The sequence below is a fragment of the Methanosarcina sp. UBA289 genome (assembly GCA_002496565.1).
Classification (GTDB): Archaea; Halobacteriota; Methanosarcinia; order Methanosarcinales; family Methanosarcinaceae; genus Methanosarcina.
Genome location: DAKJ01000027.1, coordinates 69619 through 91641, shown reverse-complemented (window position 1 = coordinate 91641; position 22023 = coordinate 69619). Strand labels below are relative to the sequence as shown.

20 protein-coding genes are annotated in these 22023 nt (G+C 40.3%); 10 read left to right on the top strand and 10 right to left on the bottom strand.

The window, feature by feature from the left end; genetic code table 11:
- Positions 1-132: 132 nt before the first annotated feature.
- Together pspAB and htpX are read right to left on the bottom strand one after the other, a co-directional pair.
- Entirely contained in the window at positions 133-732 is a 600-nt protein-coding gene (gene pspAB / locus BP549_RS14975) for a PspA-associated protein PspAB (RefSeq protein WP_292381985.1), read from the bottom strand.
- 88 nt (positions 733-820) lie between these two features.
- Positions 821-1705 carry a zinc metalloprotease HtpX gene (gene htpX / locus BP549_RS14970; RefSeq protein ID WP_292381982.1) on the bottom strand — a complete coding sequence of 295 codons (885 nt, stop codon included), beginning with the start codon at positions 1703-1705 and terminating at the stop codon, positions 821-823.
- A 941-nt stretch (positions 1706-2646) separates the two neighbouring features.
- On the opposite strand from htpX, the gene BP549_RS14965 reads away from it, so the two are divergent.
- From BP549_RS14965 to BP549_RS14955, 3 genes are all read left to right on the top strand, one after another.
- Positions 2647-3444, top strand: a complete 798-nt coding sequence (locus BP549_RS14965; RefSeq protein ID WP_292376203.1) for an ABC transporter ATP-binding protein — start codon at positions 2647-2649, stop codon at positions 3442-3444.
- The gene (locus BP549_RS14960) at positions 3441-4193 is read left to right on the top strand and encodes an ABC transporter permease (RefSeq protein WP_292381979.1); all 753 of its coding nucleotides are present in this window, start codon (positions 3441-3443) and stop codon (positions 4191-4193) included. Before BP549_RS14965 ends, BP549_RS14960 begins: the two co-directional genes overlap by 4 nt.
- 369 nt (positions 4194-4562) lie before the next feature.
- Positions 4563-4739 (top strand): hypothetical protein, encoded by a 177-nt coding sequence (locus tag BP549_RS14955; RefSeq protein ID WP_292376199.1) that lies wholly within the window; start codon positions 4563-4565, stop codon positions 4737-4739.
- A 557-nt stretch (positions 4740-5296) separates the two neighbouring features.
- On the opposite strand, the gene BP549_RS14945 is transcribed toward BP549_RS14955, so the two are convergent.
- On the bottom strand, positions 5297-7846 hold the full coding sequence (locus BP549_RS14945) for a cation-translocating P-type ATPase (RefSeq protein ID WP_292381976.1): 2550 nt from the start codon (positions 7844-7846) through the stop codon (positions 5297-5299).
- 399 nt (positions 7847-8245) lie between these two features.
- Between BP549_RS14945 and BP549_RS14940 the strand changes: the two genes are divergently transcribed.
- The 4 genes from BP549_RS14940 (at position 8246) to BP549_RS14925 (ending at position 11914) form a co-directional block, all read left to right on the top strand.
- Complete coding sequence (locus tag BP549_RS14940; protein WP_292381973.1) at positions 8246-9538, top strand: APC family permease; 1293 nt, start codon at positions 8246-8248, stop codon at positions 9536-9538.
- A gap of 521 nt (positions 9539-10059) precedes the next feature.
- A complete protein-coding gene (locus BP549_RS14935; RefSeq protein ID WP_292381970.1) occupies positions 10060-10257 on the top strand; it encodes a DUF2795 domain-containing protein in 198 nt (65 codons plus the stop codon).
- A gap of 464 nt (positions 10258-10721) precedes the next feature.
- Positions 10722-10952 carry a DUF2795 domain-containing protein gene (locus BP549_RS14930; RefSeq protein ID WP_349681026.1) on the top strand — a complete coding sequence of 77 codons (231 nt, stop codon included), beginning with the start codon at positions 10722-10724 and terminating at the stop codon, positions 10950-10952.
- Positions 10953-11269: 317 nt separating this feature from the next.
- Positions 11270-11914, top strand: coding sequence for an MEDS domain-containing protein (locus BP549_RS14925; protein WP_292381967.1), 645 nt, complete (start codon positions 11270-11272; stop codon positions 11912-11914).
- A gap of 1 nt (position 11915) precedes the next feature.
- Here the strand turns inward: BP549_RS14925 and BP549_RS14920 are convergent, their stop codons facing one another.
- The 7 genes from BP549_RS14920 to BP549_RS14890 all read right to left on the bottom strand — a co-directional run bounded on the left by BP549_RS14920 (position 11916) and on the right by BP549_RS14890 (position 19514).
- Positions 11916-12818: an NAD(P)-dependent oxidoreductase gene (locus tag BP549_RS14920; protein ID WP_292381964.1), complete on the bottom strand. Its 903-nt coding sequence runs from the start codon at positions 12816-12818 to the stop codon at positions 11916-11918.
- Between the two features lie 87 nt (positions 12819-12905).
- The gene (locus BP549_RS14915; RefSeq protein ID WP_292376189.1) at positions 12906-13751 is read right to left on the bottom strand and encodes a PrsW family intramembrane metalloprotease; all 846 of its coding nucleotides are present in this window, start codon (positions 13749-13751) and stop codon (positions 12906-12908) included.
- Between the two features lie 60 nt (positions 13752-13811).
- A complete protein-coding gene (locus tag BP549_RS14910; RefSeq protein ID WP_292376187.1) occupies positions 13812-14228 on the bottom strand; it encodes a YidH family protein in 417 nt (138 codons plus the stop codon).
- 194 nt (positions 14229-14422) lie between these two features.
- Positions 14423-14896: a hypothetical protein gene (locus tag BP549_RS14905; protein ID WP_292376185.1), complete on the bottom strand. Its 474-nt coding sequence runs from the start codon at positions 14894-14896 to the stop codon at positions 14423-14425.
- 404 nt (positions 14897-15300) lie between these two features.
- A complete protein-coding gene (locus tag BP549_RS14900) occupies positions 15301-16260 on the bottom strand; it encodes a glycosidase (protein ID WP_292381961.1) in 960 nt (319 codons plus the stop codon).
- Positions 16261-16354: 94 nt separating this feature from the next.
- Positions 16355-18391 (bottom strand): amylo-alpha-1,6-glucosidase, encoded by a 2037-nt coding sequence (locus BP549_RS14895; RefSeq protein WP_292381958.1) that lies wholly within the window; start codon positions 18389-18391, stop codon positions 16355-16357.
- Between the two features lie 157 nt (positions 18392-18548).
- On the bottom strand, positions 18549-19514 hold the full coding sequence (locus BP549_RS14890; RefSeq protein WP_292381954.1) for an alpha/beta hydrolase: 966 nt from the start codon (positions 19512-19514) through the stop codon (positions 18549-18551).
- A 497-nt stretch (positions 19515-20011) separates the two neighbouring features.
- Between BP549_RS14890 and BP549_RS14885 the strand changes: the two genes are divergently transcribed.
- The 3 genes from BP549_RS14885 (at position 20012) to BP549_RS14875 (ending at position 21982) form a co-directional block, all read left to right on the top strand.
- Positions 20012-21172: an iron-containing alcohol dehydrogenase gene (locus BP549_RS14885; RefSeq protein ID WP_292381951.1), complete on the top strand. Its 1161-nt coding sequence runs from the start codon at positions 20012-20014 to the stop codon at positions 21170-21172.
- Positions 21173-21309: 137 nt separating this feature from the next.
- Positions 21310-21438: a hypothetical protein gene (locus BP549_RS14880; protein WP_292381948.1), complete on the top strand. Its 129-nt coding sequence runs from the start codon at positions 21310-21312 to the stop codon at positions 21436-21438.
- 19 nt (positions 21439-21457) lie between these two features.
- Complete coding sequence (locus BP549_RS14875) at positions 21458-21982, top strand: LURP-one-related/scramblase family protein (protein WP_292381945.1); 525 nt, start codon at positions 21458-21460, stop codon at positions 21980-21982.
- Positions 21983-22023 lie beyond the last annotated feature (41 nt).

The window sequence follows — 22023 nt, the reverse complement described above, 5'->3', positions numbered from 1 at the left end:
CTAAATTAAGTGAACTCAATTAAATAATTTCAATTATTGCGCTAAATTTGTGAACTCAACTAAAACAAACTTAACTAAAAATTGGAAGGATTCAATTTATAAAAAGAATCGAATTTATTAGCATGGCAGTCTTTAGAACGGAATTCCCCAGAGAGGATACCATTTTTCTACATTTTCTTCAATAGGCATTTCCCTCTCCATTTCCGCCCTTAATTTGAATTCAAAAGGGTTGTCCCTTTGCTTGCCGGAAAGAGGAATAAAGGGGTAATAAGTTCCCTGCTTAAAATTGTAGATCCAGTAAACAGTTTTTCCACGGCCTGAGTTTCCGGCTTCTGGTTCGCTGTCAAACCTGTAAATGGCACAGAGAAGCTGCCCACCAAAGCCATGTTCTTCAAGGATTTCACTTACAAGGTGAATATTTGCGACAAGGTCTTCGAAATCCGAGTCTTTAAAGATAGCCCACAGGAAGTTGAACTCATCTTTTTCTAGCTTGAATTCGGTTTTTGATTCTTTTGAACTGTATTCTAAAAGTTCTTGAATCTCTTTTCGCGCAGACTCGTACGATGAAGCCCCTATTGGCTTAAAGCAGATCCCTGCCGACCCTGAGGGCTTTAAACCAAGATTGCTTTCAAGAGTGATACTGGCCGTAGACATTGCAAATAATTTATCACTTTTTGCTTTCGGAAGCGTGCTCCTTCCAAGGATTGCGTCCACAAAATCACGAAGACCCATTTATTCTCTCCTTTTTAATTCGTGTCCTTTTAACTGATATCCTATGAATTAATTCGTCCTGTAACCTGGATTTTGAAAAAGTATCCGGTTATCCCATATCCTGCTGCATCTTTTCAAGCCTAGCTATTCTCTTTTCCACAGACGGATGAGTAGAAAAAATATCCATTATGGAAGAACCCGAGATTGCAGGGATGATGAAAAAGGCATTCATTCCTTCTACTGACCTGAGGTCTTCGCTCGGTACCCTAGACATGACCCCGCTTATCTTCATGAGAGCCGATGCAAGGTCAGATGGCTGTCCGGTAATAATGGCTGCACCCCTATCTGCCGCATACTCTCTATATCGGGAAAGGGCGCGAATCAGTATGAAACTGACAATCCAGACCGCAATTGAAACCAACCAGACCAGCACAATACCTCCACCTTCTTTCCTTCGATCTCCTCCCACATTTCCAAAATAAAGGAAGTAACGGACAAAATAAAAAGCCAGGGTTGAGATAAAACTGGCAATTGTCAGAACAGCCATATCCTTATTTTTGACATGAGTAAGTTCGTGAGCAAGCACGGCCTCGAGTTCGGCTGTAGAGAGTTTGTCCAGAATCCCAGTAGTAACTGCAACAACCGCGTGATTCTGGTTCCGGCCTGTTGCAAAAGCGTTTGGAACTTCGGTCCTGACAATTGCCACCTGAGGTTTGGGAAGGTCGGCTATTGCACAGAGCCTAGTAACTATTCCATGTAGCTGTGGGGCTTCGCTTTCAGAAACAATATGTGCTCCAGTTGACAAGAGCACCAGTTTATCCGAATAAAAGTACTGGATAGCCATGGAAGCCCCAATAAATAGCATCATGAAAATCGGAGGCGTTCCGTTATACGAAAGAAACGCCAGGAAAAAAAGGTAAACTGCCGCCAGAAGAAACATTGTGAAAATCATTCTTCCCTGAAGTCCCAAATCTCGTTCCCACTTTCTTTTCATAAATTACTGCTCCGACTATGATTGAAATATTGAATACATTTGAGCACAATTCAATTGACTGCAACTAAAATAATTGCTGTTACAGTGAATTGCATCTAAAGTAAAGTGCAATTATATTAAATGCAAGGTTAAGTGCGTATAAATGATTATTAAATCTGAGTTAAATTATAATTTTACCTATCTTAAACGAGATATTAAACTTACAAATATTAAATCTGTAAATATTAAACCTATAGATATTAAACTTCCGTTAAGTGAAAATCAATTCCGATTAAATATACTTACAGGTTAACACCTGTAAACCAAAGGAGGCTAGCATATATTAAGAAAGACTTTGATTGAGGCTTGTTAAAAACTACAAAAGCATAACATGACTGACTTTTCACTCAGAATATTAAATAATCAAGCTATATATCCAATAAAATATTTCCTCAAAGATTAAAATTCTTTCCTTATAGAAAAGCTCAGAGCTTCTGTTTAGTAAAGCAAATTTAAGGTAGACAATTAATAGCAGATTATTTATAATTGAAATGTTATTTTTATAACAGAAACTTATGCTCAGGTAAAAAGAGTGAATCTATACAAAGAATAAATAAGATTTGTATAATAGAAGATATAAATCCTATGTTATAGAATATATAAAAGATATAAATTCCATATTATATAATTTATAAGTGTTGTGCAATAAATATGTAATTAGTGTATAATAGAACATTTAATTAATGCATAATTATATTCTGTATTCACCTCTGGAGAATAGACTAATTGTAGAATAATTCTCTAAAAATATACTTCTTTCCTGTAGAATTTCTGCAGGATTCTCCTAGAACCGGTAGAAGTTGGGAAATTTCTAACGGAATATTTAATAGAAGAGATTTAACCGAAGAAACTCTGTTATTTAACCTTTCCTTATTGAAAAAAAAATCTTTTCAGGTTCATCTATGCAAAATATACTCTCAGTACAATCCCTTACAAAAAAATTTGATGATTTTACGGCTGTAAAAGATATCAGCTTCAACGTTGAAACTGGTTCGATCTTTGCTTTTCTTGGCCCAAACGGGGCAGGCAAATCCACAACGATCAAGATGCTTACAACCGTCCTGAAACCAACATCAGGGAAAATCAGCATTAACGGTTTCAATGTGCTTAAAGAACAGGATCAGGCCCGTGCATCTTTTGGGATAGTCTTTCAGGACCCTAGCCTTGATGAAGAGCTGACTGCTTACGAGAATATTGTCTATCATGCAGTCATCTATAAGGTACCTAAAAAAGAAAGAGACGAAAGAATCAAAAAAGCCCTGGAAATTGTAGGGCTCTGGAACAGGCGGGAAGACTATGTTAAAAATTATTCAGGTGGCATGAAACGCAGGCTTGAAATTGCACGTGCACTTGTTCACTATCCAAAAATTCTTTTCCTTGATGAGCCCACGGTAGGCCTCGATCCTCAGACCCGAAACTCTATCTGGAGCCATATCAGAGGCCTGAACAAAGAAAAAGGAATGACAATATTTCTAACCACGCATTATATGGAAGAAGCCGAAGCGGTTGCCGACCAGATCGCAATCATTGACCACGGGAAAATTATAGAATCCGGTACTGTTGAAGAAATAAAGAAACGGACAGAAACACAATCCCTGGAAGAGGCTTTTCTGAAGTTGACAGGCAGGGATATCAGGGATGACAATATTGGAGATAAAACTCGAAAGAGACGAGGTATAAGAAGGAGGATTAGGCATTGATCGAGGTAATCTATATCCTCTGGCTCAGGCAGCTAAAACATTACTGGCGCTCCAAACCCAGACTGCTAGGTTCTCTCGGGCAGCCCCTGCTCTTTCTGGTAACTTTCGGATTCGGGTTCGGCCCAATGTATGCTAGTGCAAGTGGAGGAGGAAACTACCTGGATTTCCTTGCACCAGGGATCGTTTCAATGTCGATTCTCTTCACTGCCGTATTTTCAGGGCTTGAGGTCATCTGGGATAGGCAATTCGGTTTTCTCAAAGAGACTATGGTAGCTCCCATCTCAAGGACGGAAATTATGATCGGAAAAACCCTTGGAGGCGCAACCATAGCCATGATCCAGGGACTGATCGTATTGAGCCTGACTTATGTGCTCGGGTTCAGGATTCTAAGCCTTGCAAGCCTCGCGCTCGGGCTGGTCTTCATGTTCCTGATAGCTATCTTCTTTACAGGCCTGGGACTTGCAATAGCCTCAATGATGAAAGATATGCAGGGCTTCCAGTTGATCATGAACTTCCTGATCATGCCCATCTTCTTCCTTTCCGGAGCTCTCTTTCCCCTTGAAAACCTACCGAAAGCGATCTATTTCATAAGCAGGATCGATCCCCTAACCTACGGAGTAGACGGCTTAAGAGGAGCCATTGCCGGAATGAGCACATTTGGCGTGTTTAACGACCTGGTAGTAATAGGTTTACTCTCAGTTCTTGTCTGCACGGTTGGAGCATTTCTGTTTTCGAAGGTTGAGGCATAAACGCCTCCTTTCCTTCCGGAAAGTATGGATTTGAGGTTTAGAGTCTTGGATGTAATCAAGGTATTTTATATAGCGTTAACGTTTATTCTACACCATTATTGTATTATAATATACCTTTAATACACCTTTAAATTCCAAATTAAACTGTCTAATAACTGCTATCCGGAATTTATGGCTTACTCGGCATTTACAGAAAATTCTTTGAATTTACTTGTTAAAAAATGAGGCATTACAAATGCTTGATCTTATTGAATTTTTATTTCTGGGATCAGTTCTCGGCTTCGCTTCGGGGACGTCTCCAGGCCCACTGCTGGCTGTAACCATTTCTGAAACTCTGCACACGGCAAGTGGGAAGGGATAAAGGTTGCAATGTCTCCTTTAATTACAGACCTGCCAATTGTTTTATCCGTGCTATTTGTTCTGTCGCATCTGACAAGTTATGATTTTATTATAGGAATTATTGCGTTTTTTGGAGCGTCCTATCTCATATGTTCAGGAATTGAATCTCTGAAAATCAAAAAGAACGGCTTTGCAGAGATCCTTTAAATTTGATTTTACTCAAAAATATATAAAAATAAAAGAAGCTAAGATCGACTCAACTTTGCTTGAAGCTTCAGGATACAATGACATGCTGATTACAACATGCACTATCAATGATAAATAATAAACGGAACATAGCAAAAACAACGTTCTCTATTGTCAAATGAAATTTTGGAGAAGTAATAAGGCGATAAAGTTCTAAGGCAATAAAGTTCTATAATCAAGTCAAAGAAATAAAAATCAAACTGTTAGTGTATAACATAAACAAAAAAGCGGGAGAAATAATTTGCGTAAAATTAAGGATTTCTACAGAGCCGGAACATATGAAAGATATAAAACAGAAAAGAGTTTAATAGGGTATCAAAATCACAATCATTTGCAAAAAAATGGATAGAAAAATTCAATCCGCAAATTAAAAGTATAATTTATTAAGTAAAAGATTATAGAAAATTAGTGCGATAGGTTAATTAGAACACACTAACTCCTACGAGATCAGGCTCTGAACTTGGTGCCTTTGACCTGGCAAAAATACTATTTTAAAAAGTGATATATTACTCAAAAGCTCAAATACTATTGTTTATTTTGCCTTTGAGTAATCTGAGCCATATAATACTTAGAGTTCCCACAACAAATGCGATTAGCAAGTCATCACCGTGCAGCAGTGAGAACCGGAACAGACTTCTTAGAGCCGGGACATACAAAACCATAAGTAAACCTGAAAGCGCTCCTACTAGCACATATCTCAAGGCTTTGTTCTCAGAAGATAACGTTTTGACCAGGCTCTGAGACCAGGAAAGGTTTGCCACGATTAAAGTAAGGTTTGCAATTACGAGTGCCGCAAAGGTTAATGTGCGTGCTTCCACTTCGCCTTTGCCCATATATATTGCATACAGGTAAATAGCAATCACTCCTGCAAGCATACTTATGCCCTGTACCAGACTAAGAGCCAGATTATTTCTTCCGAACATTCTTTCCTGTAAATTCCGAGGTGATCGGTTCATTATATTTTTCTCTTCAGGCTCAGCCTCAAAGACTGTTGAACAGGCAGGATCAATTATTAATTCTAGAAATGCTATATGTGCAGGCAAAAGGACAAGGGGTAAATTAAATAATATAGGGAAGAGGGCGAGTCCTGCAATGGGCATATGAACTGAAAATATGTAACCTATCGCCTTCTTGAGATTATCGAAAATCCGCCTTCCAAGTCTGACGGCTGCAACTATGGAAAAGAAATCGTCGTTCAGAAGGACAATTGATGCAGACTCACGAGCTACGTCCGTACCCCTTTCTCCCATTGCAATTCCAATATGGGCCGATTTCAGGGCAGGAGCATCGTTAACCCCGTCTCCTGTCATTGCAACAACTTCTCCGTTTTGTTTTAAAGCATTTACAATTGTCAGTTTTTGTTCTGGCACAACACGGGCGAAGATATTTGTTACTTTTATTTTCTCCGCAAGCTCGTTTTGATCCATATTTGCCAGTTCAGGGCCCGTAATGTACTTATCTGGATTCTTTAAACCTATCTGCCTAGCTATATGCTGAGCTGTACCAGGATAGTCTCCGGTAATCATAATAACTCTTATCCCGGCCTTATAACATTCCTTCACTGATTGGGCAACGGACGGCCGTACAGGGTCGACAAATCCAAGCAATCCTATAAATTCAAATTCGAAATCATGCTGTTTTTCAGGTAAAGAGTTCTCATAAAAACTGGCTTTAGCCACACCCAGAAGTCTCAAGCCCTTGTTTGCCATCTCCTGGACATGAGCCGATAACTCTTCTTTTTCGGCTTCACTAAGATGGCATAAATCAAAAATTGCTTCAGGCGCACCTTTTGTAGCAATAACATACTTCCCGGAGTTGGGAGATTCCCAGACGTTTGAAAGAGCAAGCAGGTTTTTTGAGAGAGGATATTCCCGAACAGTCTTCCACTCTTCATGTATATGTTCAGTATCATAAAGGAATTTTTCAGTGTTTCTTTTTATTTCTTTCTCAAGAGGATCAAAAGGATCCCGCTGGCTTGCCAGATAACCAAATTCAAGCAATTCATGGAAGTTCTCAAGCAGGCACTCTTTTTTATCGAGTTCGCAATACTCCCCTTTTGAAAATAAGGAACTGAGAATCATCCGGTTCAAGGTTAAAGTTCCTGTTTTATCCACGCATAATACGGTTGAAGCCCCGAGAGTCTCAATTGCAGGCATGCGCCGTACGAGAACATTTCTTTTGGACAGGCGCCAGGCTCCCATACTCAGGAATATCAACAAAACTACTGAGAACTCTTCAGGGAGAAGGGCCATGCTCAAACTCAGTCCCGCAAGCAAGCCGTGTAACCAATCTCCTCTGGTCAAACCATAGACTACGACTACAAAAGCGCAGAGTATCCCTCCGAAAACAGCAAATGTCTTTATAATTTGGGTGGTCTCTTTCTTGAGTAGAGAATCTTCTTCGGCGATCGTCCCCAGAGATTTCCCTATTTTTCCCATTTCAGTATGTATTCCGGTTTCGATTACCTTGGCTACTCCATGACCCTGAATTACCAGAGTTCCTGAATATACGAAAGGAAGATCTTCTCCTCCTGGCTGCTCGGGTTTCAAAGAATGAGTTAAGCCAGTAGATTCGCACTTTCTAACAGCGAGAGATTCGCCTGTGAGCAAGGATTCGTCTATAAGAAGATTTGTACAGGAGAGCACAACCCCATCGGCTGGGACCCGGTCTCCCTCTCTTAAAATTAGGGTATCTCCTTTAACGACTTCTCGTCCTGGAATTCTTTTCTGTTCCCCGTTTCTTATCACAAGAGCTCTTGGGCTTGAGAGGTTTTTTAAAGCCTCTAATGCTCTTTCGGTCTTTATTTCCTGGTTAAATGTTATACCCACGACCACAAAAACGAAAACTAGCAATACTAGAGCATCTCTTACTTCCCCAAGAAATAGATAAATCGTACCTGCAATTAAAAGGAGGAGCAACATGGGTTCTTTAAGAACATTCAGTAAGATGGAAAAAAGGCTCTGTTTTTTTTGGGACGGTAATTCGTTATAACCTTCGTTCTTAAGTATTTCAGCAGCCTCTTCATCAGAAAGTCCAGTTATATTTTCTGGATCGAATGTTGTTTCCATATTTTTTCATACCTACTGTAATCTTCCTTCTATTCATGGTTCCTTATAGTTTCAAAATATTTGCCTTAAAATACTAATCTTTTAAGATATTTTTAAAAATTCTAAAAGCAAAGATATCTCAATTTTATTATATAAGCCTATGCAGAATTTAATATTATGCTGAAAAGTTATAAATATAAAACTATGTCCTTTCAGATCATTTTTTGACTACCACTCTGATTTATTGAATATTACTCCATTTGTTAGGTACATTTCTGGCTTGGTGTACATCAATAAAACAGGAAAACTATATCTCAGGATAAATGGAAAAAATAGGTTAATATATTCATCTTTGGAATCAGAATTACTTGATCGCACTGAACTGGCTTCTAAGCGAAGAGATCTAAAATCCGGAGTTTTATGACTGGTACCAAATCAATGGGACTCTATGCTGCAACTTCAATTGGTGTCGGGGGTATGATTGGAGCCGGGATCTTTTCTATTTTTGGGACAGCTGTTAAGATTTCGGGAAATGCAATATATATTTCTTTTATTATTGCAGGATTGGTCGCACTTTTAAATGCTTATTCCTATGCAAAACTTGGAGTAAGATATCAATCGGCCGGTGGGCCTATAGAATTCATTCTAAAAGGTTTCGGAGACGGAGTTTTAAGTGGAGGGCTTAACCTTTTACTCTGGATAAGCTATATCTTCGCACTTGCTCTTTATTCAAAAGGGTTCGCTTCTTACGCAGTAACCTTTCTGCCTCCAGGCTCAGCGCAGTTATGGGAACAGATTTTTGCAAGTGCAATTATCCTAATTTTTACAGCAATTAATTTTATAGGAGCAAAAGCCGTAGGAAAATCGGAACTATTTATAGTTTCGATAAAGTTTGTCATACTGCTTCTTTTTGCGGCTGCAGGTATTGTTTACATGGACACTGGAAATCTCTCTATATCTACATGGCCAGATTCCAAGAATATTTTCTTTGGGGCAGGAGTTGTGTTTCTTGCATACCAGGGGTTTGGATTGATAACCAATGCCGTAGAAGACATCAATAATCCAGAAACCACTCTTCCAAGAGCAATTTATCTGAGTATTGTACTTGTCATTATTATCTACATATCAGTAAGCTTTGCAGTAATAGGAAATCTCTCAACCTTTGAGATTGAAAAGTCAAAAGACTATGCTCTTGCAGCTGCAGCGAAGCCTTTTTTAGGAGCTATAGGTTTCAAAATTATGGCTCTCGCCGCTTTAATTTCAACTTCTTCTGCGATAAACGCTTCTCTTTACGGGGGGGCAAACATAAGTTATTTGCTTGCAAAAGAAGGGCGATTGCCCTTCCTTTTTGAGAGGAAAATCTGGAAAAGAGGAACAGAAGGACTTTTTATTACATCCGGTCTTGTGATACTCCTAGCTAACTTCCTTCCTCTGGATGGAATAGGTATGCTCGCAAGTACCTCCCTGCTTATAATTTATGTAGCCGTTAATACTTCTCATCTGCGTCTTTTAAAAGAGACCGGAGCGAAATGCTGGATAATTCGGGCTTCACTTCTAAGTAGCTTGATTTTCTTCGGAGCGTTAATTTATTACGAATATGTGAGTTCGAAACTAACTGTGGAGCTGCTTTTAATCACGGTTTTTTTCTGCTTCTGTGTTGAATGGATTTACAGGAAATTATCAGGCCGATCAATAAAAGAAAGGACAGAATAATCCCATTCTGACGACTAAATTGAGAAGTTTCCAGTATAAACAAAAAACGCTGAACTCCAAAAAAGATACTTATCCTCTATTAAATGTTTTGGTTGAATTATTTTTATATAATTATGGCTATACTGTATAATGGGGGTGGTCAACCGGAGAAAAGTGATATCTACACGAACCTACCGAGGTGAAACTTTCACAAAATTCATCAAGGAATATCTTATTAGGTTTGCTGAAAAAGGCAGAGAGTGTTATTCTAATCTTAAGGTGTAATGCCAGTAATAATATTAGAAAAACACATGAGAAACACACGAGAAAACTTATGCATACAAATCTGGTTCTGTTGAGAAAGCTCTAAAGATATCGATTTTCCTGCAAAGAGGGAAGATTTTGTCAAGAATGTAAGGGTAGTGATGCTAGCTACCAAGTTTGCAGGACACTGATGACATAAGCTTTTTACAAAAAAGCTTGACTAAAATAGAATTTTAGGAAACATAAAGGAAACTAAACTGAAGTAAGGGGGAAAAGTTATGGTGGAGGAAATTATTCCGATGGATATTCATGATTTATTACAAAAAGTAAAATTTCCTGCAAAAAAGAATGATATAATTGAGCAAGCAAGAAGCAGTGGTGCAATGGCGGATCCGCTACTGGAGAATATTGGCATGCTCCCAGACAAGGAATATGCCAGCGCTGACGAAGTCTTCAAGGAACTTGAAAGAATCTAAATTTACTTTAAAGCAAATCAACCGTCAAATGGGGGACAAATCTTAAAAATAGATCTTGCCAGACTTCTACATTTAAGAGTGTTTGCTCTTTCCTTCAAGATAAAGTAGCTTATAGAGTATTTAAGGTATCTTGGTAGGGTATTTCTAAAGAGAAGTTTCAACATTAAAATATCCATGAGCTCTCTCCTAGCTTTTAAAGGGAGTGATTAATTTATCGAAAATGTGGCAGTCTCCCTTTTGACATAAAAATCGGGAGACCAATGAACTCCTGGTTCTCAAAGACAAATTATCTGGTAAACAATCTTCAGCTATGGTTATACTTAACTCAGTTAGCATATTAGTGGAAAACTTTAGTGAAAATATTAGTGAAAATATTAGTGAAAATATTAGTGGAAAATAATTGAACTGAGGATTGGCAACCAGACGAGAAGGTTGTAGCCACCTGATTCTAGGGAGGTGAGCTTATCAAAAGAGGTCCGCGTGATGTTAAAGAGTATATAACCGGTAGGGGCATCGGCTATCCCGCAAACAGGAAAGACATTATCAGGTTTGCTGAAGGAATGGAGGCAGAAAGTGATTTTCTGGATCTCCTTAAGGGGATACCTGAAATAGAGTATAACACCCCTGATGACGTTACCAGAGAAATCGAACGCCTGGAAAGCGAACGTATTAAACCACCAAAACCAAAAGATTAATGAATTTACATAGCAGGTTTTTGCTCAAGTAAATTCGCTCAAAGAATAGGTCATAAGATTCAGGTAACAAAAGCTCAGACATTTTTTAAAGAGTATCCCTTTATTAAGGACTTTTAAAATATTAAATCCTCGTGGCTTCATCCAATCATGCCATGATGCTTTCTCATTTGCATTTTTGAGAAATATCTTTTATTGGCTTGAAACTTATTAAATCTCTCTTGTCTCAAATCAATTTTTATATAAATAATTTATAATAAATCATTGCTTATTTTATGCGGAATGGAAAGTAAAGCTGAGTATGATCAAACGGGGAGAGGATGACAAAAGAAGCAACTAGAAATTCTGGCATTGATGTTATTGGGAGGGTTAACTGGGGAACACATTTTTGCCAGTTCTACAATACAAAGAAGGATTTGATGGATATAATTATTCCATATTTAAAAGCGGGATTAGAAAATAACGAATTTTGTATATGGATTGCATCAAATCCTCTGGAAGCAAAAAAATCCTTTGAAAAGTCTGTTCCTGATCTCGATATCTATCTGGAGAAAGGGCAAATAGAAATTATTCATTATGATGACTGGTACTTAAAAAGAGGTTTTTTCGATACACAAGATATTTTAAATGGCCTGTTTGAAAAAGTTAACGGGGCTTTAGCCGATGGTTATGATGGTTTGAGGTTATTTGAAGGTATCTTCTCGCTGGAAGAAGAGTATCGGGATGATTTCGCTGAATATGAACGAGAAATAAACCGATTAATCGACAACTCTCAGATGCTGGTTCTCTGTACCTATTATCTCAGCAAGTATAATGCAGCTGAAATTATTAACATAATTGAAAGTCATCAATTTGCTCTGATCAAAAAGGAAGGAAAATGGGAGAAAAATAAAAAATTTAGGATAAAAAATATTTTTGCATTCTTAAAGTTGAGTTTGGTCAGATCCGTGGCAGAATCTTTATGATTTAAATTAATCCGTTTTTACGCTGAATTTCCAACGCAATGACACTAAAATCCTTCTGACCATCGCCATTTTGTACTGCTCTGGAGTATTCCTCCATAGCAACTTTTGTCATTGGTAATATAGCCCCGGTTTTGGCTATCTGAGTGTTTATAAGTTTCAGGTCTTTGAACAGGTTATTGAGGGAGAAAGCTGGTTCGAAATTACCTTCTACAATCTTTGGGCCCTTTCCCTGAGAAATATAGTTCCCGATCGGAGTCTTATTAATGGTCTCAACGAAAGTTTTAGTATCAAACCCAAGTTTTTGCGAGAAGGCCAGGGCCTCTGAAAACGATTCTGCAAGAAGCCCGAGGTGCAAGTTTATTGCCAGTTTCATTTTGTGCCCGTTGCCGTCTGATCCCAGGTAAATTATGCTTTTGCCAAGCTCTTTAAGAAAGCTCTCATATTTCTCAAAAACTTCGTAGTTTCCCCCAACATGAATAATAAGCTCTCCTTTTGAAGCCAATTCCTTGCTTCCCACCACAGGCGTATCCAGTCTATATAATCCTGCCTGTTTTGCTGCTTCAGAATGTTTGAGTGATGCCGAGGGGTCTATTGTGCTCAGGTCAATCCATGAAGCACCTTTCTTTGCTCCGTTAAGAAACCCGTCTTCACCATAAGCTACACTATCAATGGCAGCCTCATCAGTCAGCGAGGTCATAATAACATCTGCTACTGAAGCTAAATCCCGTGGTGTAGAATGGAAAGTAGCACCTTTTTTGACAAGTGGTTGAGCTTTTTCCTTGGTTCTGTTATAGACATGAACATTATAGCCTCGTGACAGAAGGTTCAAAGCAAAAGAACTTCCCATAATTCCCAGGCCTATCACGCCGATAATTGCTTTTTCGTCAACACTCAAAGTTGTCAATTGATCACCTCGTACTCGGGAGAAAACTTGAAAAGTGATTTTTCCTGATTTAAATGGTTTTCCCACTTTTTTCTACCTTTTTCCCGATTATATGTCCTCGGTTTCTGGTGGTAAAACCGTTTGTAACCTTACCGCTTCTCGCCAGCGCAGCCAGAGAATTGCCAGGCCAATAAGACCGATCACCCCATCGCTAATGAGTAAGCCTACCAGGTTAAAGATAGCAGTAAGAACCAGGGCCGTTCCGTCCCACATTGCGTGCAGGATTGAAACGAGCAGATAAGCCTCAATTACCTGCAGGTTAATGAGAAAGTGGCCGTTCCTGCTTTCACGAAACAGTACACTGGCTAAAATCGCTGTCCAGGTTCCATGTCCCAGCGGGGAAAGCAGGCCTCGGATCAAGGTCACTACAACTACTAATGAGAGGCTTCCATTGCTTTTCAGGAAGACAGTAAAAGCGTAACCGTTACTTTCCAGGGCTGCAAATCCCATTCCTGCTGCCGCACCCAGAATCAACCCGTCCATTTCCGAGTCATGTCTTCTGTGGCGTGCAATCACCAGTACCCCCAGTATTTTGGCAAACTCTTCGATGAATCCTATTTTTAAAATTGCCCCAAGATCCAGCTGGCGGACAAAAATTGGCTCTACAAGGGCAGCAGCAATGATACCCAGCAACCCGCCATATATAAAAGTCAGGGAGACTGTTGGCATTGTCAGGCGGCTCAGGTGCTTGCGCTCATATATGAAAGCCACATAAGCGACAGGGACCATAAAGCTACCGACCATAGCCAGGCTGGGAAACAGGTTTGAATTTTTCGTCAGCAGCAATGCCACCAGTAAGAGAATATAGAAAACCGCTGCTGTGGTTAAAGCTTTTAGCCAGCCATTCCGTCGGACCACCGGCACAGGCGGCTGAAATTCCGTTGCGCTGTCCATAATATCCTCCTCTCTAATACGTTAATCTCATTCTGCAAAGTTTCCTGTCAAGATCTGTCATTAATTGTGCAGCAGCAGGATGAAAGCAATTGCCATCAGTCCCAGTAAAGTTACCAGCCCCGTTACAATTTTAATTGTCCGGGTGGTGACCTGGAATACTCCAGCTTCAATTTGCTTTGAATTGTGAACATATCGCCTGGCACCGTCAACTGTCATCAAGATTCCAGTTATAACCATGAGGATAGCTATGCCTCGCGTCAGGTGCAGACCAGGTACGACCTGGTGTTGTAGAAACTGGGTAACTGCAAGGCCAAGACTAATTAAGGCGATACCTGTCCGAAGCCAGGCGAGAAACGTTCTCTCGTTTGCGAGGTGGGTTCTTGCACGACTTTCCAGTTCGGTACGTTGTTCATGCTCCTTTTGATTCAATATCCTACGCTCACTTTGGCTATATTTCCCACCTGCTTTCGGGAGCATTTGTTGATTATCTGCACAACAGATCGTTTCAACTCCTGCACACGAGTAAGCAGATTAATCAGGTTCTGGCTGGATATCTTTGAACGAGAGCAGACAGCCTTCTTGATATTCTGCTGCAGAACATTGTTAATACCCCGGCTGGAGAAAACTTCAAAGTCAGAATCTCAATATTCGCAATCAGTGTTATGAAAGTCTTATCTTTTCCTGCTAAAAGTCCTCAATTTCGTTAAAGTTTCTATTCCACGTCTACGTAGGCTTTTGAGATTTTCCTGGTATACGAAAGCTGCCGGCACTAACATCAGTGGAATAGTTGCTGCAGTTTTAGCTCCTTCCGGAACTGGTAACATGGCTATGAGACTCGTTCCGGTAGCACCGTAAATAGGAACTATAGGAAATAGCATTCCTAAACCGAATGTTCTTCTGAAGTGGATGCCTAATTTTGCAGCCAGGAAACCGTTAGATCCTATGACTAGACCAATTCCTATACTGGGCCCTATAGTCCTAAAAGGATTATACGATGGCCCGATATAGAGTCCAAAATCGATTCCAAAGAAGGAAACAAGGCCATGGAATTGATTTCTTTCTTGACTGGAATTTCCCCCTATGCTTGATACAACGATACCTATGTCCAGTTGCAGAGGTCCTCTTTCTACTCCCCTTCCATCCATTGTATTATTATTTTCCTTAGACGATAATAAATATACCTTTTCCCGATTTATCCAAAAAGAAGACCTGTGCTTGCAAGCAAAGAAAACCAGGCCAGATTAACTAAGCCAAAGGATATTGCAACAAGGAATGTATAGAACAGATCTGTAGTAAACACAAATAGGCCTATAATAATTATTAGTAGTAAAAAAGATGTAAGCGTTATGTGCACCCAGCCTTGTGACTATCTGTTCAGTAGTTTTCCAAGATAACACCTAACGCAACCAGAGATAATGATAAACCTTGACATTCAGTGTGGGACAAGCCGGCTGCTCAACGTTCCTGAAAACTAGTTTTGTTATTTCTGAGGATCAATCTGGCTTTCTCATATTCCCTTCAAACGATCTACATTCGATCTACATCATTCTTATAGGCACTGCTTTTCAGGACATTTACGGATAAACTCCATGATATCTTTCATTTTCGCGCTGGCTACTGATACCGATGTATCGGCAGCTCCGTAATAAATACGGAGTTCATCGCCCAACAGGACCCATCCGCAGGGAAAAACAACGTCATTGACATCTCCACTGCGTTCATACGGCTCATGGGGACCGAAAACCCAGCCTTCCGACCTGCGGAGCACTTTCGTGGGATCTCCAAGATCAAGGAGGGCCAACCCAAGCCGATAACTTACTTTTGGGGTTGTCTGACGTACCCCGTGGTACATGATTAGCCATCCTTCAGGTGTACGGAGGGGTTGCGGGGATAAACCAATTTTGTAAGCATCCCACCATCCGCCTTCCCTAGCATACAGGAGAACTTCAGGTCTTTCCCAGGATTTCATATCGTAAGAAAAGGAGATCCAGATGTTCGCCTTCAAAGTGTGAACAGTAGGCGCAGGCCTGTGTAACAACGCCCATTTGCCATTAAATCTTACAGGAAAAACCGCAGCATCTTTATTATCAGGTGGCATTATAGGTCCTGCTCGGTCAAAATTACGGAAATCCTCTGTAAAAGCAAGAGCTGGTAAGGGGCCTGAATCCGAATAAGCTACATATACTATAGCCCACTTTTTCATTTCATCGATGTAAGTTATGCGTGGGTCTTCAACGCCGTATATCTCTTCAGGGTAGTTCCGCGGGTCCGGAAAAAAAGTTGGCTTGCTGTCAATTTCCCAGCCATCAATTCCGTTTTCACTCCTTGCTACCGTCAAGTGAGAAAAGCCCCTATGGTCTTCAACCCTGACCAGTAAAAGGATTTTACCATCGACTATGGCAGCTGCAGGGTTAAATACCGAATTGACTCGATAAGGCCAATCTTCAACTGTAAGTATAGGATTTTTTCTATGCCTTACAAATAGCTCACCATGGTCTTTCCAGGGCATATTGTTCCTCAATCTCCTTCCAGGTCATTTTTCTTTAGTCCCCTTACAGATCATATTATTTTCTCATTTATCTTGATCTATAGGTAAAAGCCTCTCACATATTTAGTTCCGGGGATATTGCGCTTAAGAGTACTGGGGATATTGTACTCAAGAGTGGCCTGATCTCAAGTACATCCTCTACATAGGCTCTAAGAATTTCTGCAACACTCCATGCCTGAGCAATACAACCGCCAGGGGAATGAGGATAGTCACCATCAAATACTTCGGAGATGTTTCCAAGGCCTGCGGTTTCAAGATGCCTATTAAAGCCCTCTAGGAGAACACGCATATCTTCAAGACTCTCTTCTGAATAACTGTGAACTTTCCGGTAAGCTCTCACATAAGCGCCAAGGAGCCAGGGCCAGGCTGTCCCGTTATGATAGGCTGTATCTCTGGTTAAGGCATCTCCGTGATACTGTCCTTTATATAACGGATGATCAGTTGAAAGAGTTCTAAGCCCAAAGGGTGTCAAAAGACCTTTTTCAACTCTGTCCACAATTGCTTTTTCTTTATCAGGCGGAAGTATGGTGTTAGGAAGAGCTACTACAAAGATTTGATTGGGGCGGATTGCAGGATCTTTGACTTCATTTCCTGTTTCATCCTGATATACAAGGTCAAAGAGACAATTAGTTTCTGGATTCCAAAAAGTATTCTCAAAGTTCGAAACAACACCATCTGCAAGCATCTCATATGAAGAGACATCTTTTCCTAGAAGGGTGCCCAGGCTGCAAGCAATTTTCAGTGCGTTGTACCAGAGAGCATTGATTTCACAGGCTTTACCTGCTCTTGGAGTTACTGCCCACTCTCCAATTTTCGCATCCATCCAGGTTAGCTGAGGTCCCTGTCTAATAAGATGATCAGAGTCCATACCGATTCCAAAGTCCGTACCTTTACGATAGTTATCTATAATTGTCTCTACGGTATCCCATATATCCGCGAGGAAAAGAAAGTTGCTCGTATATGCAAAGTAGCGGCTAACAGCATGAATAAACCAGAGAGAAGCGTCCACAGTATTATAAACTGGTTCTCCTCCAAAAGCCGGAAAAGTATTGGGAATTAAACCTTTCCTGCAATGTCGAGCAAAATTCATGAGAACGGACCTGGCCTCCTCATGACGGTAAGGAATTAAAAACAAGCCAGTCAGAGATACCATCGTATCCCTTCCCCAATCAGAGTACCAGTGATATCCTGCAATTACCGTGTTTTCACCTGAAGAAGGATTCTTCACTATGAAAGTGTCCGTTGCTCTGAGAAGTTTAAGAGCAAAAGGATCTGTTAGCCTGGAATTGAGAGCAAGAAGATTCTGACGATTTACTCCCCTTTTATAGAGTTCATCAACTTTCCTGAGGTCAAGAGAAGAGATGTCATCCGTTGAAGCAGCGATAAAGAAACGAGAAGTTCCCGGTTTGAGTTTGCTTTCAAAATAGCCGGGATTGAAATTATCTTCCTGTGAATTAAGTCCTCTTTGCTTTTCAGCATCATACTCTATATTATAGTACCACTTGGGATCAGAATAATATTCGAGATTGGATGAAAGAGAGAAGGTAAAACCATTAGAACTCTCTAGTTTTACTCCCGCAGGATTAGTTTCTTGGGAAAAGGAAAGGTATCCTGAGCGAGCAGTGTAATGGAAATCTCTTGAGTTTACAAGAGGGAAAACTCTTAACAAAGCTTCTTCCTTTCTGGATTCGATATCATAGAGAATACATGTCGTGTTACTGTTATGAACCATGAAGACCTTTTTCTTTACGGTAAAATCTCCGGGCTTGTAAATCCAGAGAGGAAGTGGATTTTGAATATATTCAGAAAGGTAATTGAAGCCGGTGGGAGAAACAGTATCTGGATATTTGTGGGCTGCAAGTTTGTAACTATCTTCATTAGTAGAGATTTCTTCATCAAGAGAGGAAAGCAATACAAACCTTCCTGGAGAATTTTCTGGAGCAGCCACAAGAAGCCCGTGATAAGTCCTTGTGCCTACCCCGATAACTGTAGAAGAAGCATATCCTCCAAGTCCGTTTCCTATAATCCATTCTCTTTTTATTCCTTCTTCGTATGTTGAAAGAAAATCTTCCCCAAGCCTGATCCCACTCATATATATTCAATAGGATCGATTTATTAAATATCTATACGTTTGGAAAAAAAATGATTTTATTTATAAATCATTGATTCACTTTCACTAATTCTTTTATTTTTTCTAAACTTTTTGTTTTTATGAAGTGGAAAGATTACACAACTGAGAAACCACAAGATTATGATTTTGCTAAAGCTATCCTGAGATTCTCAATAGCCAGGCCAATTGCACTGCAAGTTGCAGGTGTGCCCGCAAGTGCGTTTAGCATCACGAAATCGTGTATAGTTCCAATATATCTAACAGCTGTAACATTGACATCAGCATGTATCAGCTTATGGGCATACGCTTCACCTTCATCGCGGAGCACATCATTTTCATCAGTTATGACAAGGGCAGGGGGCTGTCCCCTTAGCTGGTCAACCGATGCCTGTAGCGGGGATGCTGTTGGCTTCTTACGTGCTTCTTCGTCAGGCAAATAATTGTCCCAGAACCATTTCATAGCTTCACGGGTAAGCCAAATTCCAGTTGCGTACTGCTGATAAGACTGGGTATCAAAATTAGCATCGGTCACAGGGTAAAAGAGCACTTGATAATTAATTTTTGGGCCACCCCGCTCCTTTGCCAGAAGTAAAACGGCTGCCACCATATTTCCGCCTACACTGTCACCAGCGACTGCGAGCCTTGAACCATCCAGATTGAAATTTTTCCCGTTTTCTGAAATATATTTTGTTGCTGCATACGCCTCTTCTATTGGCGTCGGGTACTTTGCTTCTGGAGATGGCGTGAAATTGACAAATACAACTGCGGCGTTAGCTCCGTTTGCGATTTCCCGAACTAATCTGTCATGCGTATCTTTATCTCCGAGCACCCAACCTCCGCCATGGAAATACATCACGACTGGTAATATTTCCTTATTTCCTTTTGGCCGGATTATCCTAATCGAAACCCGTCCCTCAGGACCAACTGGAATGTCTAAATCGTCAATATCTGCAGGTAGTTTTGCTACATGAGCAGCCTGTAAATTGGAAAGGACTTTACGGGCCTCTTTCGGTGAGAGCTGATAGATTGGAGTTCCACCCTGTTTGTTTACTTTCTCTAAAAATTCTCTGGTCACTGGTTCGAGTAAGTCAATCGTTTGACTCATTGATAGATCCCTCTGGCTTTATTATATCGTACTTGACAATATTGATAGCAAATAGGCAAAAAAAATAACCTGATTTTGTCTATCATTACACAGTTTGACATTTTAAAATTCATAACAAACTCATAATAAAAATCTACACGTGTTATCCTGTAAATTTGGCTCTGTACGATGACTTTGTGTGATTATGCATTTTTTCAGGGTAAATTAGAAAATGATTGCTAATCAGCATATACGTAGATTACTGAAAAATATATAAAATACGTAGAATATATTTTCCTTATGATTAATAATTTTATAAAGTACGGAAAAACCTAATTAAAAATTATTTACCTTTTGCCTCAGGACTTTTACTCGCCGCTTAAAAAATTCTGTCCCGGGGCAAAACTTTATTAGTTACCGGGAAAAATAATTTCCATTAATATTTTGCGTTCTCAATAACAAATTATGAGAGATTTATTTGGGATATCTAAGAGGAGTTATCAGGGGAGGTAAAAAGCATGACCGAAAACAGGACATATACCTATTTGAATCCAAGAGTGGCCCTAATGGGACCTGGCTGCGTAAAAGAAATCGGCAGGCATGCAAAAGATCTTGGGGGCACTAAAGCTCTGATCGTTTCCGGCAAAAGCAGGCACGGAGAGGAACTTGCTGGAGATATCAGGAAAATTCTTGAAAATGCCGATCTGAAAGCAACAATCTTTGCAGGAGCAGAACCAAACCCTACTGATAGCTCGGTTATGGAGGGGGCAGAGGTATATAAAAGAGAGAGCTGTGACATGATCGTTGCTGTAGGAGGGGGAAGCCCTATGGACTGCGCAAAAGCTGTAGGCATTGTGGCTAAGAACGGTGGGAAGATAAAAGACTATGAAGGCGTCGGGAAAGTTCAGAAAGGAATTCCTCCGCTTATTACGGTAAATACGACTGCCGGCACTGCAAGTGAAATGACAAGTTTTACGATTATTACGGATACGAAAAGACACATAAAAATGGCCATTGTCGATCCTCGCATCACGCCTGACGTCGCAGTTAATGATCCAGAACTAATGGTCAGTATGCCTCCTGCACTTACGGCTGCAACCGGCATGGATGCTTTGACCCATGCAGTTGAAGCTTATGTCTCTACAATGGCTACACCTACAACTGATGCGGCTGCAATCAAATCTATAGAGCTTGTCTCAAAATACTTACGTGAAGCCGTTGCCAATGGAGAAGATATCAGGACAAGAGATATGATGGCACACGCTGAGTACCTTGCAGGTATTGCATTCAATAATGCAAGCCTCGGCTACGTGCACTCCATGGCTCACCAGCTAGGAGGTCTTTACAACCTTCCGCATGGGGTTTGCAATGCAATCCTCCTGCCATATGTTGAGATGTACAATAAGCAGGTCTGCCCTGAGCGTTTTGCCGATATTGCAAAGGCAATGGGAGAAAATATTGACGGGCTAAGTCCGGAAGAAGCTGCAGATAGGGCAATAGATGCAATCAAAAAAATCGCATCAGATATTGGAATTCCCTCTGGTTTAAAAGAACTCGGCGCGAGGGAAGAAGACCTTGAAATCCTGGCTGAACATGCTATGCAGGATGTTTGCCGGCTGACAAACCCTAGAGAACTTTCAAAGGAAGATATTATCGAGATTTACAGGAAAGCTCTATGAAAGGAAAAAGTGAACACATGATCGAAAAATCGCTGCATAGTACTAAAATATAAGTCTATTTGAATATATATTCTACATATTTATACACTATAAGGGGGAACAGGTCTGGAAAATCCAAGGATCCATGAGACCAGACCATGATTGAGAATAATTACAGTCGTATTGCGCTTTCCCATGCTGAAAGACAAACCAGTATTATCTTTCTATGTTCCCTGAGAGAACTAAATAAGTCGCTTTCTTCAAGGGGATATATCGAGAGTGCATAAAGAAAAGGAGTCGTTTTTGATGAGATTATTTAGCGGTCGTGGAGACAATGAAGAAGAAAAAAGGCACATCTACAGAATGTATGAAAAACTCGTTTCCATAGGAGATGATTACTGGATAGAAAACGAAGCTGGAGAGCGAGCATTTTATGTTGATGGGAAGGCGCTTCGTATTCGCGATACTCTAATTTTCAGAGATCTAATGGGAAATGACCTATATAAAATTACGGGAAAGCTACTCCGTATTAGAGATACGATGGATATCAAGAGAGCAGATGATGGCCTGGCTGCTACAGTCAAAAAAGATCTCATTAATATTTTGCGGGATAAATGGAGAGTCGAAATTCCAGACGGACATGATATGGAAATCCGTGGAAATATTCTGGATCACGAATATGAGATTGAATCAGAAGGGAGGAAGATTGCAGAAGTCTCAAAAAAGTGGTTCCGCCTCCGGGATACCTATGGTGTAGAGATCGAGCCCGGGCAGGATAATGCGCTTATCCTGGCAATTGCTGCTGCACTTGATCAAATGTCACATGACTGACAGAATTGGAAAAAAGTTGAGACCTAATTTCGTATTCACGA

Excerpts from the sequence above, each read along its gene's own strand:
- BP549_RS14915 (WP_292376189.1), bottom strand. The coding sequence starts at position 13,751 with ATGGACAGCGCAACGGAATTTCAGCCGCCTGTGCCGGTGGTCCGACGG.
- BP549_RS14940 (WP_292381973.1), top strand. The coding sequence starts at position 8,246 with ATGACTGGTACCAAATCAATGGGACTCTATGCTGCAACTTCAATTGGT.
- BP549_RS14935 (WP_292381970.1), top strand. The coding sequence starts at position 10,060 with ATGGTGGAGGAAATTATTCCGATGGATATTCATGATTTATTACAAAAA.
- htpX (WP_292381982.1), bottom strand. The coding sequence starts at position 1,705 with ATGAAAAGAAAGTGGGAACGAGATTTGGGACTTCAGGGAAGAATGATT.
- BP549_RS14965 (WP_292376203.1), top strand. The coding sequence starts at position 2,647 with ATGCAAAATATACTCTCAGTACAATCCCTTACAAAAAAATTTGATGAT.
- BP549_RS14905 (WP_292376185.1), bottom strand. The coding sequence starts at position 14,896 with ATGGATGGAAGGGGAGTAGAAAGAGGACCTCTGCAACTGGACATAGGT.
- BP549_RS14880 (WP_292381948.1), top strand. The coding sequence starts at position 21,310 with ATGATTGAGAATAATTACAGTCGTATTGCGCTTTCCCATGCTGAAAGA.
- BP549_RS14885 (WP_292381951.1), top strand. The coding sequence starts at position 20,012 with ATGACCGAAAACAGGACATATACCTATTTGAATCCAAGAGTGGCCCTA.
- BP549_RS14955 (WP_292376199.1), top strand. The coding sequence starts at position 4,563 with ATGTCTCCTTTAATTACAGACCTGCCAATTGTTTTATCCGTGCTATTT.
- BP549_RS14900 (WP_292381961.1), bottom strand. The coding sequence starts at position 16,260 with ATGCCCTGGAAAGACCATGGTGAGCTATTTGTAAGGCATAGAAAAAAT.
- BP549_RS14925 (WP_292381967.1), top strand. The coding sequence starts at position 11,270 with ATGACAAAAGAAGCAACTAGAAATTCTGGCATTGATGTTATTGGGAGG.
- BP549_RS14895 (WP_292381958.1), bottom strand. The coding sequence starts at position 18,391 with ATGAGTGGGATCAGGCTTGGGGAAGATTTTCTTTCAACATACGAAGAA.
- BP549_RS14945 (WP_292381976.1), bottom strand. The coding sequence starts at position 7,846 with ATGGAAACAACATTCGATCCAGAAAATATAACTGGACTTTCTGATGAA.
- BP549_RS14890 (WP_292381954.1), bottom strand. The coding sequence starts at position 19,514 with ATGAGTCAAACGATTGACTTACTCGAACCAGTGACCAGAGAATTTTTA.
- BP549_RS14875 (WP_292381945.1), top strand. The coding sequence starts at position 21,458 with ATGAGATTATTTAGCGGTCGTGGAGACAATGAAGAAGAAAAAAGGCAC.
- BP549_RS14910 (WP_292376187.1), bottom strand. The coding sequence starts at position 14,228 with ATGCTCCCGAAAGCAGGTGGGAAATATAGCCAAAGTGAGCGTAGGATA.
- pspAB (WP_292381985.1), bottom strand. The coding sequence starts at position 732 with ATGGGTCTTCGTGATTTTGTGGACGCAATCCTTGGAAGGAGCACGCTT.